This window comes from Rickettsia endosymbiont of Oedothorax gibbosus (assembly GCF_936269705.1).
Lineage (GTDB): Bacteria > Pseudomonadota > Alphaproteobacteria > Rickettsiales > Rickettsiaceae > Tisiphia.
On record NZ_OW370493.1, the window covers coordinates 2,191,485 to 2,207,903 of the forward strand.

Here is a 16,419-nt window from a genome sequence, read left to right on the forward strand (position 1 = left end):
TGTGATTTCTAGGAACAGATAAAAATGCAATATAATTTATCATTAGAGGATTTAAATTTATGCAAGAAAAAGAAAGGTCAATCAAATCAGTTAACTTTTGCAATAATGTTAGTGTATTTCAAAAAATACATACAATTTCCCTCTAATAAAGCTAACACAGTTTCGATGCAATTATTGTTACAGGTTGCCAAACATTTAGATATTGATCCAACACAAATTATTACATTTGACTGGGATACACGTACTGGAGAAAGGTATCGTCAGGATATCAGACAGTATTTAGGATATCGTGTAGCAAATGCCAAGGATATTACATTAATAATGAATTATCTTGTAGATGACTTGATACCGCGTCATTTCTCAGATTCAGTGCTACTTGAACAAATACGTACATATTTCATCAAAGATAGAATAGAAATTGTTAATACCAAACAATTAGAAAATTACATTTCGTTAGCTAAACAAAAATTTGAACAACAATTTTTTAGAAAAATATTTGATAATTTAAGTCAAGGAAATCTTCTTTTAATAGATCGCATTCTTAGTAAAAATAGTGATGAGGATAATAACATTATAGAATTATCAGAACTTAAAAAAGATATCTCTGGAGCTAAAATTAAGAATATTCAATGTGCCATAAATAAAATCAATTTACTAGGTCAAATCAAATTATCTGACTGCATAATAGAGTCAGTAGACAGAAAATTATTATTAAAATATTATGAACGTGTGATGGTTTTTGCACCTAGCAATATTCTAGATTTTGCCCCGACTATAAAATATGCCACCATGGCAATATTCTGTAGTGTAAGACTGGAGCTATTGTTGGATGCCTTAATAGATACCATGATTAAACTAATTAAAAAGATGCGAGCCGGAGCAGAGAAGCATGTAGACCGTCATATTCTTCAGGAAGTTAAGCGTGTTGACGGAAAGTTTGGTATTCTAGAAAAGTTGGCTATACTAAATGCAAAAAATCCTAAAAGCATTATTGAGGACAAAGTTTATCCGGTAGTGCCTCAGGAGAAGCTGGAAGAAGTAATTGAAGATCTACAACATCGTGGTAGTAAGTGGTATCAGGCTCAGGTGCGAGAAAAAATGCATACCACCTATGCTTATGGCAATAGAGGTAGTCTACTTGCGATAATAAGAATATTACAAATTTCTGAAGATCATATTGATTATCAACCTATCTTAAAGGCAATTCGTTTTATCAACCAATACTGGAATGAATCAGATTTAGCTTACTATATTAATATCCCACCAATCAATAGAGCTATCCCACAGAACTGGTATAGCATGATCTTTAAAATAGAAAAAGGTCAATTGCGAATAAATAAATATAATTATGAACTAGCCATATTAGAACAGATTAAAGAACTTCTTGGTTTTAAAGCTATTTGGGTTAATAAAAGTTACCGTTATAGAGATCCGAATAAGGACTTACCGAAGGACTTTATTGAGAAACGAGAATCATATTATGAGTTACTTGGGTTACCGCTAAAATTCGAGGAGTTCGTAGAAAAATTAAAGACTTCACTTACTAACAGCTTAGATGCATTAAATGCAAATATTCCTAATAATCAGTTTGTAAAGATCCAACAAAGTAAAGTTGGTAACAATATAAAGCTTACTCCCTTAGACTCACAGGATGAACCTGATAATATTATTAAGTTACAGCAAGAAATCAATAATAAGTGGTCAAGTATACACTTAATTGATATTTTAAAAGAGTGCGATCTAAGAATCAATTTTACTAAGGAACTTGAAACTGTTGGTAAAAGCAGCAATATCAATAGTTCTGATCTACAAAGAAGACTATTACTATGTATATTTGGCATTGGTAGCAACACCGGATTAAAAAGAATCAGCATTGCTAATGATAATGTTAATTATAGTGATTTACGTTATGTAAAAAAACGCCATATTAATGCTACAAACATTAGAAATGCTATTCGTACAATGGTTAATAACGTTTTAAAAACACGAAATCCTGATGTTTGGGGAGAGGCTACTACAACAGTGGCCTGTGACTCAACTCATCTGTTTGCTTGGGATCAAAATCTAATGAGCGAATGGCATTTTCGTTATGGTAAGAAAGGAGTAATGATTTATTGGCATGTTGACAAGAAATCATTATGTATTTACTCGCAGTTAAAGGATTGCACCTCATCAGAGGTAGGTAGCATGATAAAAGGCATTATTGACCATGATACGGACATGGACATGAATCGTGTATTTGTCGATACCCATGGACAAAGTGTAATAGGTTTTGCCGTGAGTTATTTACTAGATTTCTCCTTATGCCCGAGACTAAAGGCAATCAATAAGCAAAAATTGTATTACGTTGATTCTAGAGATAGAAATAAATATAAAAATATTTCAGAGATCCTAAAGGGAAGTATAAATTGGGAGTTATTAGAAGATAATTACGATGAGACTGTCAAACATATGGTTGCCCTAAAACTAGGAATAGTTACACCATCCGTATTAATCAAAAGATTTAGTAATAATAATTACGCTCATCCGGTATATAAGGCACTGGTAGAACTAGGCAAAGCCAATAAAACCATATTTTTGTGTAAATATTTATCCTCGGAAGAATTACGTATTGAAGTTAATGAAGGACTAAATATTGTTGAACGCCTTAATAATGTAATGGATTTTATTTTTTACGGTAAACTAGGTCACATTGCAACGAACAATATTGAAGATCAGGAATTATCGGTATTATGTTTACATCTGTTGCAGGTATGTATGGTTTATATCAATACCTTGATTATTCAACAAATATTATCACAGCCACATTGGCAGAACAGGTTTATGCCTGAAGACTATAGAGCATTAACACCGTTATTCTCAGGTCATATAAATCCTTATGGTCTTTTTCCGTTAGATTTTAATAAACGCTTGTTAATCGGGATAACTATTTAATTGCTTATTATGATATTAGAACGTACGCCAGTTAGAGAAAAAGCTAAATATTTTTGCAAACATCTGAAAAAAGAAAAGCCTGATTATAATTACTTAAGAGAATTATTCAGGCATATAAGAAAAAATCTTGATGTAGAAGTAAAGAGTGGTAAGGAAAGGAAGTTGCCGTATGTGCCTACGGAAGAGGAAATAAATAAATATTACAACACGGTATGGAAATCTAGAAATATGAAGCATATAGTAATGATTAAAACATTGCTTTATACCGGGGTGAGAGTTTCTGAGTTAGTAAATATAAAAATATCTGACATAGATTTAGATAATTGTCAGATAAAAGTTGTGCAAGGTAAGGGAAAGAAGGACAGAATAGTTCCGTTTCCTGATAGTTTTAAGGAAATATTAGCTGTTCATCTAGAAAATATGAAAAGAAATGATTCAAAATATTTATTTGAATCAAGTTTGAAGATGGCATATTCTGATCGAGGCATTAGAAAAATATTAATGAACTATACAAAAGAAGCGGGTATTGAGCATTCAATATCTCCTCATACATTAAGACATTTTCTTTTTACTTGGATGAAGAAAAAAGGCGTAGATGACGCATTAATTCAGCCATATTCAGGACATGAGAGTCGTCAATCATTGGAGATGTATTCAAAATTATCACTCGGAGATTGCCAATCTGAGTATGAAAAAAGGATTAAAGATTTTCCAATTTAATTCTAAGTGGCGGCAAAAGAGCTTGTTCTTAACACTAGTCCTATTTATCGTTTTTTAAAAGATTTTAATTTTGATTATATGAAGGTTGGCTATTTGCTATTAAGCTTTTTTGCTTCAAAAAATTATGTCGTAGCAATGGATAGGACAAGTTGGAAATTTGGTAAATCCGATATTAATATTTTATTTTTAGTAATGGTAATTGGTAAAATATCGGTGCCAATATTCTGGAAGACTTTGTCGCATGGTGGCGGGTGTTCTGCAGAATTTATGAAGGAATTTTTACAGAAATTTATTAATAATTTTGGCGTTGAAAGAATAAAATATTTGCTTGCTGATAGAGAATTTATGAATAAAGAATGGTTAGACTTTCTGATAAATAACCATCTAAAGTTTGTTATTCCATTAAAAATGGATCATAAAATTCGTCTTACAAAAGGTTTAAGAACTTTAACCATTGAAAGAATATTTAGTGATGTTAAAGCCTTAGAGTATAGGGCTTGTAGTGGTATATTATGGAATAGAAAGGTTAATTTTACCGCATATAGAAATGATAAGAGCGAGCTGATGGTTCTGGTGTCTTCAATTGAAATAGAGCAAGATATTTTTGCTTTATATAAATTTCGTTGGAGTGTTGAACGACTATTTTTGCACCTAAAAAGCGGTGGTTTTGATATTGAAAAAAGTCACATTGTAAAATTGGATAGATTTGAAAAATTATTAGTGATAACTGCTATTGCTTCAGCTTTAATAGTCAAAAATGGAATAATACAAAATGCCTTAAATCCCATCCGAATAAAACGGTACAAAACCATTGAAAGACAATTGTTTTCATTATTTACCTATGGCTTTGATCATATCAAAAATGCTTTTTATCAATCTACAACAGCCATAACGCAGCTAATATCCACATTATTAATACCTCCCAAACAAAAACTTTTTTCTATCCTAATACCATCTTTACAAAAATTGTAGGGTACTATGATAAGTAATAGGCGAGCATTGAGCGACGACGCCCCCAACTTCTCATCAATTGACTATATACTCTCAAAATTTGCTATTGTAATGTTTTTAATTGGTATTTAATACTAAGATTCAAAACCCCTCCACCAACAACTCCAACATAAATCTTAATATTATTCTTACCATTCCGTAAATGTGGCATCAGATTAAGTTGTGGTAACTTAGTTTTGTCATATATATCAGGAGCTTGCACAAAATCTTCTTTTTCATCAGTTTTAGAAATGTAAACAACACATTTATCAGCTTGATAATTTCTACATTCTATATGCTTAAACTCATACTTAGGAGGACCAGTATAAATAATTTTATCATTGACTTTAATCATTAAGTAATCATCATAATACGAATTAGCCTCACCTATTGTGAAAGAGGTTAGCATATTAGTATTGGGTACATCAATCTCATAATTTGCCCAATGTAATGTATCTGTTAGGTAGGCTGTAGAATTGTATGCACCACCAAGTACCAAGGTACCAACTTTAGTTGAAGTATCATAGCTATTTTTTACAGGAAAATTACTTTTAAAATCGTTTGTATATTTGAAACTAAGACCATTATTCTCTTTACAACCAACCCCCTCAGGTAATGCTTCAAAACCAACGCTTTTAGTAGCTATATTTAATAGGCAATAACGCTGCAGTGGTTTATTTGAATGAATTAATACCCAACCATCCCTGCAAGTACCTTGTGCCAAGTGACCTATTTCTGTATCTGGCTCACTTATGTTATCAGACTTCCATGTTGCATTACCACTAATATCAGTCGGGGTAGAAATTGCTTTGCATTTAGGGGCATCAATTGTGGTACAAAGACCCAATTCTTGGGATATTTTATCTCGAATTGCATTAGTCTTCTGATCGTATATAGGATAGCCCTTTTCCTTAGAGGCAAAATCGTAATGTTGTCCGGTATTTATCGGATATCCTTGTGATGAGGGTGGATAAATTCTATTATCAGTATCTACAGAGACTTTACATACTTCAACACCTTGTTTACGATTATTTACATAACAATGCACTCTATCACATTGATAAATTGTAATACCCTCCACAGTCTCTTTAGATTTACAATTAGTAGTACCTTTACATAGAGGAAGAAAGTTTTGATATTGGGTACTTTTTTCCTTAAATTTTAAGCAATCAATGGTATCTGATTCAAGTAGTTTTGCTAGCACACAATTAGTATTATTTACTCCAGGAATACATTTTTCTATATCTTTTAATTGTAAACAACCATGCGTTGCTCCTTGCAGATATTTACCATTTATATATTCAAGACCTTTCAAATATACCGCATCTGTAATAAGTTTTCCTTCAGTATCGTAAGGAGCCTTGTCGTTTTTGTATTCACCATATATTGTTAAAGGATTCATAGATTTTTTTCCAGAAAATGGCATAGCAGTATATGTAACTGGTGGAGTATTAGAAATATATGCCATGAAGGAAGTAAAATTATATCCTGCTAAATTTATTATTTCTTCTGTCTTTTGTGTCTCAGTTGAATATATCGACAATGGAGTAACAACAGTGCTAGTTAAATCAACCACTTTCCCTTCTTTGTCTAACACTTGGATTGACGCAACAAATTGAGGGGTATAATAGCTATTATTAGGGCAAATCACCTCAGGAATTACCCCACATTTTTGGGTTAAGATTTGGTAGCCATCTGTTACTCTTTTTTCACAGCCAATTAGCTGATCTCCTTCTATTACACAAATAGATTTTGGGTCACGACGAAAACTAGGTTCTAAATCAGTATTTCTAACAATTGATACAGCAAAAGACCGCTTCTTGTCATTATTATCATTGAGCTCAAAGAGTTTTTGTAGGGTTAATAAATTGTTACCATCCTGATTTTGCAACTTGGGAAATTCAATATTAGCATCGATAAACTCGCCAATATTGATCCCCCATATTTCTTGACAGGTAGTTTTATCTTTATCCTCTGCCTTCGTGCTGTTACAATCAGGTAAATCATCAACATAGTAACTACTTGGTGTAGAGTGATGGCCTATTCTTTGTGCGTATACTATCCTGAAGCCATCTTCGCAACCATTTTCAGTAACACTACATTTAAAGTCGATTTTTGTGTCAACACAAGGTTTTGTATCATTAAGAATACATTTTTTTATTGTATCGCGTTGAACAGTAGCAATATGTATTCCTTTGGCTGAAGAAAATGCCCCAAGATTGTTTATTACTACACATTTATCGGTTTTTGTAGGATTTTCTTTATTTTTACAAAGAGGTACCATATTGTCTAAACTAATACGCACGACATTATGAATAAGATTATTCCTTAATTTAGATACCACACATGGCTTGTCTGAAGATTGAACAAATAAATCATTTTTCTTCTTACTGCATACAGATTGGGTAGTGGGGGTAATAATTAATGGGGCTAATTTAGGGCAATATGGTGGCGGGAAAGGACCAAACGGTAATTCAACACAACCAAATTGATAGTTATCAACAGTGCTATTTAGCTTGCCCAATGCTTCTACTATAGTTCCTGCCGCTGTATATATCCATTTTTGCTCTAGAATATATCCTATCCATTTAACCATTTCTTTTATAACATCAAGACCAGGGGTATTTTCAGCACCCATTATATCTAATAACTTACCTAATAGTGCTGACATAGTTAGACTAGACTTAATGTCTATTAAAAATTTTAGAACTTTTGCAAGAGGGTGTAACTCATCTGTTTTATGAAGAGGTTGTCTTACTGGATTCCAATCCAAAACATCGGTGTGAACTCCAGTAGCTGAAACCAGATTTACTAAACCAGGATCACTATATGCACATAACTTTGGTCTATCAAAATTAAATTGTTTTCCATCATCTCCCATGAATAATTCGTCATCTTCTGTAAAACCAACATCATTCAAGTGTTTTCCAAGAGTATAACCAGGATCTGCTGGCGTTCCTTTTCTGTTAAGATGAGTTGGTGCTACTTCCGGGACGGCAATCCTAGCACAAATTCTGAGTAAAGGTAAGGCATAAGCCCCAGGCCATACTACACACTCACCATCCCAATTTAAAGTAGTGGATTGATTCCAGCAGGCAAATGCATTACAACTTTGAGTTCTTATACGAATCTTTGGGGCAAAATAAGAGCTTTCTTTTGTACGTTCTGCACAATGCCGCAGATAAAATCCAATCCAATTCTCAGGAGGATCAAATTGAACCAAGCAATTATCTACATCACGTCCATCCCGTCTATTCCATGGTGGACATAGAGGGTTTGGCTTTATTGTTCTTTTGATTGTTTTATTCCATATTTCATCTATCGTAGTGTAGCCACAATTGCAAGGATTCTTTAGACATTCTCCAACTGCTTCCCAAAATGCACAACTATTGCTTGAGTAAATCAACAAGAAAAATACTAAATAATATTTTTTGAACACCAAATTCCTCTTTCAACTAAATACGATTTAATGCTATATACAAAGGATTAATCCAATTATCAGGGTGTCCTGGATATTGTTGTAATATTTTTTGATATATTTTTAATTCCTCAGCTCTACAGGATAAAATCTTGATAATACCAATTAAGCTTCCTATACTTAATTCCACAGCAATAGATTGATCGTATTGGTTTATTAAGAACATTCTAGAAGTAATTGTAAATTTCGATAACTTCTTTATTTCTGATTCATTTAACCCTAAAATTTGCTCTAAATATTGCAATTTTATTTCTGATGGTAAAATAATTTTAGTGTCTGTTAAGTCTAACCAATTCTGTAACACCCTAGTTTTTATCGATTGCAAATAACTAAAATTAAAATTACTAACCATGATCCCATTATTTTTCATTAATCTATCAGAAATCATTTCTGATATGTTATCAAAATTTTCTGGTCTATACAAGGAATCAAGACTATCTATTACTAATATTTTTGGACTCTTCCCTGTAATAGTTAAATGATAATTAAAAGCATATATTAACCCTACACATAAACTATTATGCTTAGTTAAATTCATTGAGAATGCTTCTAAAAGTTTTCTATCCGTTGGATAAAAACGTTTAATAAAGGATTTTTCAGAAAAAGAATATAAATTAAATCCTATTATATTACCTTCGGATAAAGGAAATTTATCACTATCAAATATACTATCATATAATCCGCCTTCTGCATAATCTGTTAATTTTAGTTTAATTAACTCTCCACCTTCTATTGAAAAATCGATTATTTTTAAAATGGATGAAAAATTACGATCCTTATTATCTAAACTATGAATTTTATCGGCAAAAATTTCTAGAAAAGCTAATTCAATTTCGGTTAGAGGATAAAAAGAATGATTACAAATTATTTTAAGAAATTCAACAATAAAATGTCTTGATTCTAGAGTATCATCTAGTATAAATGGATTTATTAGATTTTTTTCCTTTTCAATCCAATGCCCTTCAATTGATTCAACAAAAATCTTTGAATCATTATTGTTGGAAAGATACAATATTGTTGGCTTATACTTAGTAGCTTCAGAAATCAAAAAATTTGTTAATACGGTCTTGCCAGTATTAGCTGTGCCAAAAATACAAACATTTCCTCTATTATTACTTTTAGCATGAAAATTCATAAAGTAAGGCGTTCCTTTTTCCGTTCTAAGCAAAGTTACCGCTTTACCCCATATGTTATTTTGGCTTCCAGTTGGAAAATTATGTAATGAAGCTAAGGCAGCTGTATTTTCAATAATTGTTGGGGCTAACCTTCTAATACAGGAAAAGTTGCCTGGGAGTTGTGCCCAAAATGTCGATTCTAAGTTTATATCTTCTCGTACATGAACAATTCCAATTTTAGCAAGTTCCCTAGACGCCTGGGCAATTGATTGATCCAATTTGTTCAAGTCTGATCCTATAATAGCAATGGAAATTTGTTGTTTACAAAATTGGTTTGGAATTGAAGCATCAAGATTCATTATCTTATCTATTCCTGTAATCTCAGCAAGCTTAGAGTCTTTACTAACTTGTAAAATATAGGCCTGTTCTTCAAATGCTTTAGATACTTCTTTTTTATCAACGAAATAAAATATTTCTGTTGCTATTAATTCTACAGGTAATTGTAGGAATCCATCAAGGGCATCTGATGATACTTCTTGATATTCCTTTATTGAAATAATGGATGCAAATTTTTTACCATGTTGACTTATTACTTCAATCTTATCATTACCAACTGCATATTGATTAGAGGCTAAAGCATTAGATAAATTGGCAATCGGCACTAAACAATATTCCTCGTTAAGATGGACTATTCTGCGATATAAAAACATCAGATCAGAGTAAGATTCCTCTCTTTCAAATCTTATTCCTAACTTTACTGCACCAAAACCTTGCAAATCCAAAAGTATTGTATCAACAGTACTATTTAGTATTTTAAAAACACTATCTAAGTAGTTATTTTGGTAATTGATAAGTTTATCGAAAGACAAAGAAGTTATTAAAGAGTTTAAGTCTTTAACTTTAATGTTATCAGAATCATAAATTATTGAAATATATAAAGTATTAACAAATTTATCATCCCAGTAATTCTTTTGTTGCCATAGATTGTGAATATTAGCTGGTAACAATTTATTGTACGGAGTTGTGTCATCTAAATTTGTCTTACGCCGTACCGTATGTATCCAGAATGCAAAACTTTTATTATGAACATTTTTCTTGATAGCATTACGCACTACCTCTCGTAAATTGAATAACTTATCACTAATATTTTCTGCATTAATACCATTTATTTGGATAGTTTGGAGTAGTTCCCCATTCTTAGTTAACAGAGTGTTTTCATTATAGTGACAAGCAATTGGAATAAAATTCTCTGCAGAATTATTATACAAATCCTTATCAATTTTCCTCGAATTGCTAGTTATTTTGAACACCAATGATACCTATTAAATAAACATATATTACTTACTCACCTTACGCATAACCCCCATGACAATTTAAAAATTCCAGAAAAATACAAGACGCTATTAGCGAGACCACGCAAGTAGGTCGTGGCAATCCACATTTATTAGATTGCTTCGTCGCTACTAAAGTAGCTTCTCGCAATGACGCCAAGCTATTTTATATGTGACTTTTAAATACCATGCGTAAGGTGACTTACTTATATTCTTTTGTTTTTAACATAACTATCTTAATCTCTCATACTTAACATTTAGCGGTATGTTAACATTTAGTAGCATGAATTCGCTCTAACCCACCCATATAACTCACTAAAACATCTGGAACCGTTATTGAGCCATCTGCATTCTGGTAATTTTCTAGAATTGCAATTATTGTTCTACCAATTGGTAAACCAGAACCATTTAACGTATGAGCAAAAGTAGTGTCGTTGCTACCAAATTCTTTATATCTAGCTTTCATCCTTCTAGCTTGGAAATCTCCACAATTAGAACAGCTTGAAATTTCACGATATAGATTCTGACCTGGCAACCATACTTCCAAATCATAGGTTTTCTGAGCAGTAAACCCCGTATCCCCAGTACAAAGCAACATAACTCTATATGGTAAATCAAGTTTTTTTAGAATAGTCTCAGCAGCATTAGTGATATATTCATGTTCACATTTAGATTCTTCTACAGTAGTTATTGTGACCAATTCAACTTTACCAAATTGATGCATACGTATCATACCTCTAGTATCCTTACCACTGCTCCCAGATTCCGATCTGTAACAGGGGGTATAAGCAACATAACGTATAGGTAATTCTTCTCTAGCTATTATAGTATCAGATACCATATTAACAAGAGGTACTTCGCCTGTTGGAATTAGCCTATAATTATTCACCGTTTCAAACGAATCTTCTGCAAATTTTGGCAATTGACCACTATTATACATAGCAACTGGTCGTACTAAAGATGGAGGAGATAATTCAATAAAACCAAATTCCTCAGTATGAGTATCAATCATAAAATTAATCAATGCCCGCTCTAGCTTTGCTAAATCTCCTTTGAGAGTGACAAATCTACTACCAGACATTTTAGCAGTACGTACAAAATCCATCATCCCTAAACTCTCACCAAGCTCAAAATGCTGCTTAGCTATTACTAGGGATGCCTTGGTGGTAATATCTCCAACTGTTCTAATCAGTTTATTCATACTTCCATCAGTACCGTATGGTACGTCATCCTCAGGAAGATTTGGCAGTACTTCCAGCATATCGTTGAGCTGATGATTACTATTTAACTTTAGAGTCAGTTCTTCTAATTTTTCATTTATATGATCCACATCACGCTTTAGTTCTTCAAATTCCTTACTAGTCTTGCTAGGCATATTACCTAAAGATTTAGATTTTTTCTTTCTTGCATGCTGGAATTGTTGAATGAGATTAGTTAACTGACGCTTGTTTTCGTCTAGTTTAGTAATTTTATCAGACATTGGGGCAATTCCTCTTTTGATAAGTAAATCATCAAATTCCTGTTTATTTTCCCTAATCCATTTTATATCTAACATCTAATTTCCTCGGTTTTCTACAAATTTACACATAATAACTGAAGTTTCATATAATAAAAGCATTGGTATTGCAAGGGCAAATTGGCTAAGTACATCTGGTGGAGTCAAAATACCAGCAATAACAAAAATAATTATTATAGACCATCTTCTCTTGTTCACTAAGTCTTTTGCTGTTAATATTTTTAATAAATTTAATATTAGCATAATAATAGGCAATTGAAAGGCTATACCAAAAGCAATAATTAGCTGAATTACTAAATTTAAATATTCGCTAACTCTAGCTTCTAGAATTAGTGGAATAACGACATTATGATCTTCAAAGCTCAAAAAAAATTGCCATGCACGCGGCATAACAAAGTAAAAAACAAAGACACCCCCACACCAAAACAAAATAGGTGCCATAAAGAGGATAAAAGCCACATATTTTTTCTCATGTGAATATAGTCCAGGTTTTATAAACAAAAAACATTCTATGCTAATAATTGGTATAATCATGATAAAAGAAACAAAAGCCGCAAGTTTTATGTAAGTAAAGAATGCCTCAGTAAGACCAGTATAGATCACTCTTCTTATATTAGCATGACTTAATTCTGCAAGTGGTTCTAATAAAATATTATATATATCACTGCTAAAATAATAACAAATAATAAAACCAATAATGAATGCAGCAAACACTCGTAAAAATCTAGCTTTTAGCTCTAAAAAATGTTCTTTAAAGGTATATGATTTCATAAATTAATATATTGCTGTAAAAGTTTCGCTATCGTAGGTATAGTCAATTGAGGAGAAATTGGTGACGTCATCGCTCAATGCTCACCTATTACTTATAGGCGTCAGTTTAAGAAAATAAAGTAGAAAAGTCGTCGTTGCGAGCCACCGTAGGTGGCGTGGCAATCGATTTTTAATCATTTTTCTGGATTGCTTCGTCGACCTTACGGTCTCCTCGCAATGACGGTTTTTCAATTATTGTTTTCTTAAACTAACGCTTATGCGTCGCTCCATCGCTCCTGCTATCCAATCCTCCTGTATTGACTATAGCCTCCTGGGAGACCGCCTACAATAACTAAAGTAACTCAATGATAGGTAAGCCACTAGTTTGACTAGTGAGACCATCAAGGCTTGGCCTTTAGATTTAGTATAAAATAAAAAGTTATCATATATAACTTCTTTGGCTTGACGGTCAAAGGAGAAAATATATGACAACATACGAAAGTTTAAATCATTCTAAATGGGATTGCAAATATCATATTGTGTTTATTCCAAAGTGTCGTAAAAAAGAATTGTACGGGAAGGTTAGAAAATATCTTGGGAACGTATTCCATGAGTTAGCTTTTCAACGTGGGAGCAAGATCATAGAGGGGCATATGGTACAAGATCATGTGCATATGCTCATCAAGATTCCTCCTAAATATTCTGTAGCTGAAGTAATAGGCTATATCAAGGGGAAAAGTGCTATAGCCGTTGCTAGGCAGTTTGGTGGACGAAAACGTAATTTTAATGGAGAAAAGTTGTGGGCTAGAGGTTATGCGGTCTCAACTGTAGGATTTGAAGAGAATCAGATCAAACACTACATTAAGAATCAAGAGCAACTTGATAGTTTAGGCTCTGACGAATCAGGAGAATTTTAATTAACAATGGCAGCCCTTTGGGCTGCTCATAACCGTCAAGCCCCTCGCTTTGCGAGGGCGTTCTGACTCTATATTTGGCTCTTTTTGGTTGCAAAAAATATAATTAATTAGTCATCTTTTTCTAATTCTTGCGACAATACTTCATCAAGTTCTTGCCTGAGTTCTTCAGGAAGTTTTTCTACTTTATCAAGATATTCATTAGATTGTGACTTTTTTAAGACATTTGTAGTATCAATAATCTCTGATTTTATGGGTAATTTAATGGATTCTAAACTATTTTGTGGTAGAGTTTTTATAAAATTCTTACTTAACTGATCTAGATAGGGAGTAGTCGTGGATTCTTTAAGCCATTCTGGGTATTTATCAATGGTAGTATTTTGCATAACATCTTTTAGCGTTTTTGCTTGTAGATAACTGCCAGAAAAGAAAATTGTTAGGACTAGAAATAGGAATAAACAAATAATCATACCTCTAAATACGCCAACGCCTAGACCCAGAGTTCTATCAACGACCCCGCCACTTATAAAGGCAATCATCAAAAGAAATTTATGGGTTAAGAAAGAGCATACACTCCAAGATATAATATAGGAGATACTCCCAGAGCTAATTACCAACGCAATATGGTTAATAAAATATCGACTAATGACCTCATTAATATATGAAGATAAGTAATAGGCAAGAATAATTGAAAATATAAAGCCAAGTAAGCTAATAGTAACTTTTGCTAATCCCCTATAAGCTCCGAGCATTGAGGAAGCAGTAATAATTGCCAGTATTGTTATATCAAACCAAGTAAACATTAGACTTTTTAAAAAATTACTTTAGGTTTAGAACAGGTATAGAGTATATTTAATTAGACTTCCTGGATAAGTCAATCGAAAGTCTTTTAAAAATTTTATTGAATAGGTATAATTTAACACTGAATAGGTATAATTTAACACTATATGTATCTAAAAGCTAGTATATTAATATAATAATAGACTAAATAAATTTAACAATACAATAAATATTATGAATGAAAACAATAAAATTTTTGATAATTTGTCTGGTAAGGTTTTGATAGCTACTCCTTATATGCTTGATGGTATATTTAATAAATCACTTGTTTATATGCTATCTCATACAGCAGAGGGAGCGATTGGCTTAATTTTCAATAATTTAGTGAATCATATAGAAATAAAATCGTTCTTTAAAATATCTGATGATCAGGTAGGTAATATTATGATGCCTATCTATTTGGGAGGAGCAGTTGAGCATGATCGTGGTTTTTTCTTACATTCTGATGACTATAATGAGAATTTATTATTGAAGTTTCAAAATCATTTAGCAGTTAGTTCTAATCCTCAAATCCCTCATGATATTGCTTCTGGTAATGGTCCTAAAAATAGTTTATTTATTATTGGCTATACTTCTTGGAAAGCAGGGCAGCTTGAATCAGAGATTAAGGATAATTTGTGGATAATAACAGATTGTGATAAAGATTTTATTTTTTCTGGTCGTCCAGAGCATAAGTGGCATAATGCCTTGCAAAATCTTGGTATCAAAGAATCGCACTTTACTTCACGAATGGGTAATGCTTAATATTAAAAACCAATAGCCTTGAAGCAATAAGTTCTTCAAATTATTATAATAACCTGAGTTTGACGTAAGCACCAAACAAAATGCTAAGCATTATGTAATAACATAAACAAACTGTTGGTGGTGAGCTATGGTAAAAATAAAACCTTCTTTCAAACTAGTGTGTTAGGAGAAAGAATATTTGAAAAGTAAGAAGGGAGGGATTATAAAGTTCTCGAATAATAACAACAAAATTGGAGAATATATTATGATCCCTCTTACGGAGATTTTCTGCTTAATTGATGATTTTTGCAAGCATTTTGATACGGAGCAAAATAAATATATATTACCAAATCCTAACCGTAAGCGTAAAGTAGTTTGCAGTATAGGACTCTCAGAGATTATTACTATTATAGTAATGTTTCACTTGAGTCACTACCGTACCTTTAAAGATTTTTATTTATGCTGCCTATGTCAAAGTTATAGAAAGGAATTTCCAAAACTTGTGAGCTATAGTCGTTTTGTTCAGTTAATGCCAATGAGCTTCATGCCCATGGTATTACTGCTAAAAAGCCTATCAGGAAAACAAACTGGTCAATATTATATCGACTCTACTAAACTTCCTGCTTGCCATAATTTAAGAATTAATAGACATAAAGTATTCAAAGACATAGCAAAAAGAGGTAAGACTTCCACTGGGTGGTTCTTTGGTTGTAAGCTACATATTGTCATTAACAGTTGCGGAGAGATTATGAGTTTTTCTTTAACTCCAGGAAATGTTGATGATAGAGCAGTGGTAGAAAATTTAGTAGATAAATTACAAGGCTGGCTTTTTGGTGATCGTGGGTATATCAGTAAAAAACTCACTCAATCCCTTGCTAATCAAGGTTTAGAACTAATAACAAAAATTAAAAGTAATATGAAAGAAAGAATAATAGATCCTATTAAAAAGCGGTTTTTAAATAAAAGGTATATTATTGAAACCATTAACGATCAACTAAAAAACCTTTGTCATATAGACCATACAAGCCATAGATCTGTTATGAATTTTCAAACTAACGTACGTCAGTTCGGGATAAGATATAGATGAAATAGTAATAGATAAAAGGAT

Annotated in this window: 9 protein-coding genes and 2 pseudogenes; 6 read left to right on the forward strand and 5 right to left on the reverse strand. The window is 32.2% G+C overall.

What is annotated here, in order from left to right; translation table 11 throughout:
* Positions 1 to 24 precede the first annotated feature (24 nt).
* From NBW66_RS12065 to NBW66_RS12075, 3 genes are read left to right on the forward strand one after another with little or no spacing between them, the layout of a single operon-like run.
* The gene (locus NBW66_RS12065; RefSeq protein ID WP_250311133.1) at positions 25 to 2,934 is read left to right on the forward strand and encodes a Tn3 family transposase; all 2,910 of its coding nucleotides are present in this window, start codon (positions 25 to 27) and stop codon (positions 2,932 to 2,934) included.
* A 9-nt stretch (positions 2,935 to 2,943) separates the two neighbouring features.
* Complete coding sequence (locus NBW66_RS12070; protein WP_250310731.1) at positions 2,944 to 3,654, forward strand: tyrosine-type recombinase/integrase; 711 nt, start codon at positions 2,944 to 2,946, stop codon at positions 3,652 to 3,654.
* Positions 3,655 to 3,660: 6 nt separating this feature from the next.
* Positions 3,661 to 4,626, forward strand: a complete 966-nt coding sequence (locus NBW66_RS12075; protein WP_250311134.1) for a transposase — start codon at positions 3,661 to 3,663, stop codon at positions 4,624 to 4,626.
* A gap of 82 nt (positions 4,627 to 4,708) precedes the next feature.
* Here NBW66_RS12075 and NBW66_RS12080 read toward each other — a convergent pair whose 3' ends face one another.
* From NBW66_RS12080 to tatC, 4 genes and pseudogenes are all read right to left on the reverse strand, one after another.
* On the reverse strand, positions 4,709 to 8,083 hold the full coding sequence (locus NBW66_RS12080) for a hypothetical protein (protein ID WP_250311135.1): 3,375 nt from the start codon (positions 8,081 to 8,083) through the stop codon (positions 4,709 to 4,711).
* A 16-nt stretch (positions 8,084 to 8,099) separates the two neighbouring features.
* Positions 8,100 to 10,538, reverse strand: a complete 2,439-nt coding sequence (locus NBW66_RS12085) for a VirB4 family type IV secretion/conjugal transfer ATPase (protein WP_250312196.1) — start codon at positions 10,536 to 10,538, stop codon at positions 8,100 to 8,102.
* A gap of 298 nt (positions 10,539 to 10,836) precedes the next feature.
* Complete coding sequence (gene serS, locus NBW66_RS12090; RefSeq protein ID WP_250311136.1) at positions 10,837 to 12,123, reverse strand: serine--tRNA ligase; 1,287 nt, start codon at positions 12,121 to 12,123, stop codon at positions 10,837 to 10,839.
* Positions 12,101 to 12,855: pseudogene (gene tatC / locus NBW66_RS12095) on the reverse strand (twin-arginine translocase subunit TatC). Before tatC ends, serS begins: the two are co-directional and overlap by 23 nt.
* Positions 12,856 to 13,319: 464 nt before the next feature.
* Between tatC and tnpA the strand changes: the two are divergent.
* Positions 13,320 to 13,751 (forward strand): IS200/IS605 family transposase, encoded by a 432-nt coding sequence (gene tnpA, locus NBW66_RS12100; protein ID WP_250310729.1) that lies wholly within the window; start codon positions 13,320 to 13,322, stop codon positions 13,749 to 13,751.
* Between the two features lie 107 nt (positions 13,752 to 13,858).
* Here the strand turns inward: tnpA and NBW66_RS12105 are convergent, their stop codons facing one another.
* Positions 13,859 to 14,551 (reverse strand): CvpA family protein, encoded by a 693-nt coding sequence (locus NBW66_RS12105; protein WP_250311137.1) that lies wholly within the window; start codon positions 14,549 to 14,551, stop codon positions 13,859 to 13,861.
* Between the two features lie 211 nt (positions 14,552 to 14,762).
* On the opposite strand from NBW66_RS12105, the gene NBW66_RS12110 reads away from it, so the two are divergent.
* Entirely contained in the window at positions 14,763 to 15,332 is a 570-nt protein-coding gene (locus tag NBW66_RS12110; protein ID WP_250311138.1) for a YqgE/AlgH family protein, read from the forward strand.
* A 244-nt stretch (positions 15,333 to 15,576) separates the two neighbouring features.
* Positions 15,577 to 16,371: pseudogene (locus NBW66_RS12115) on the forward strand (IS982 family transposase); the annotation flags it as partial.
* Positions 16,372 to 16,419 lie beyond the last annotated feature (48 nt).

What these genes read in the sequence shown, in the direction of transcription:
- NBW66_RS12065 (WP_250311133.1), top strand. Translation starts at nt 25, where the DNA reads ATGCAATATAATTTATCATTAGAGGATTTAAATTTATGCAAGAAAAAG.
- NBW66_RS12070 (WP_250310731.1), top strand. Translation starts at nt 2,944, where the DNA reads ATGATATTAGAACGTACGCCAGTTAGAGAAAAAGCTAAATATTTTTGC.
- serS (WP_250311136.1), bottom strand. Translation starts at nt 12,123, where the DNA reads ATGTTAGATATAAAATGGATTAGGGAAAATAAACAGGAATTTGATGAT.
- tnpA (WP_250310729.1), top strand. Translation starts at nt 13,320, where the DNA reads ATGACAACATACGAAAGTTTAAATCATTCTAAATGGGATTGCAAATAT.
- NBW66_RS12105 (WP_250311137.1), bottom strand. Translation starts at nt 14,551, where the DNA reads ATGTTTACTTGGTTTGATATAACAATACTGGCAATTATTACTGCTTCC.
- NBW66_RS12110 (WP_250311138.1), top strand. Translation starts at nt 14,763, where the DNA reads ATGAATGAAAACAATAAAATTTTTGATAATTTGTCTGGTAAGGTTTTG.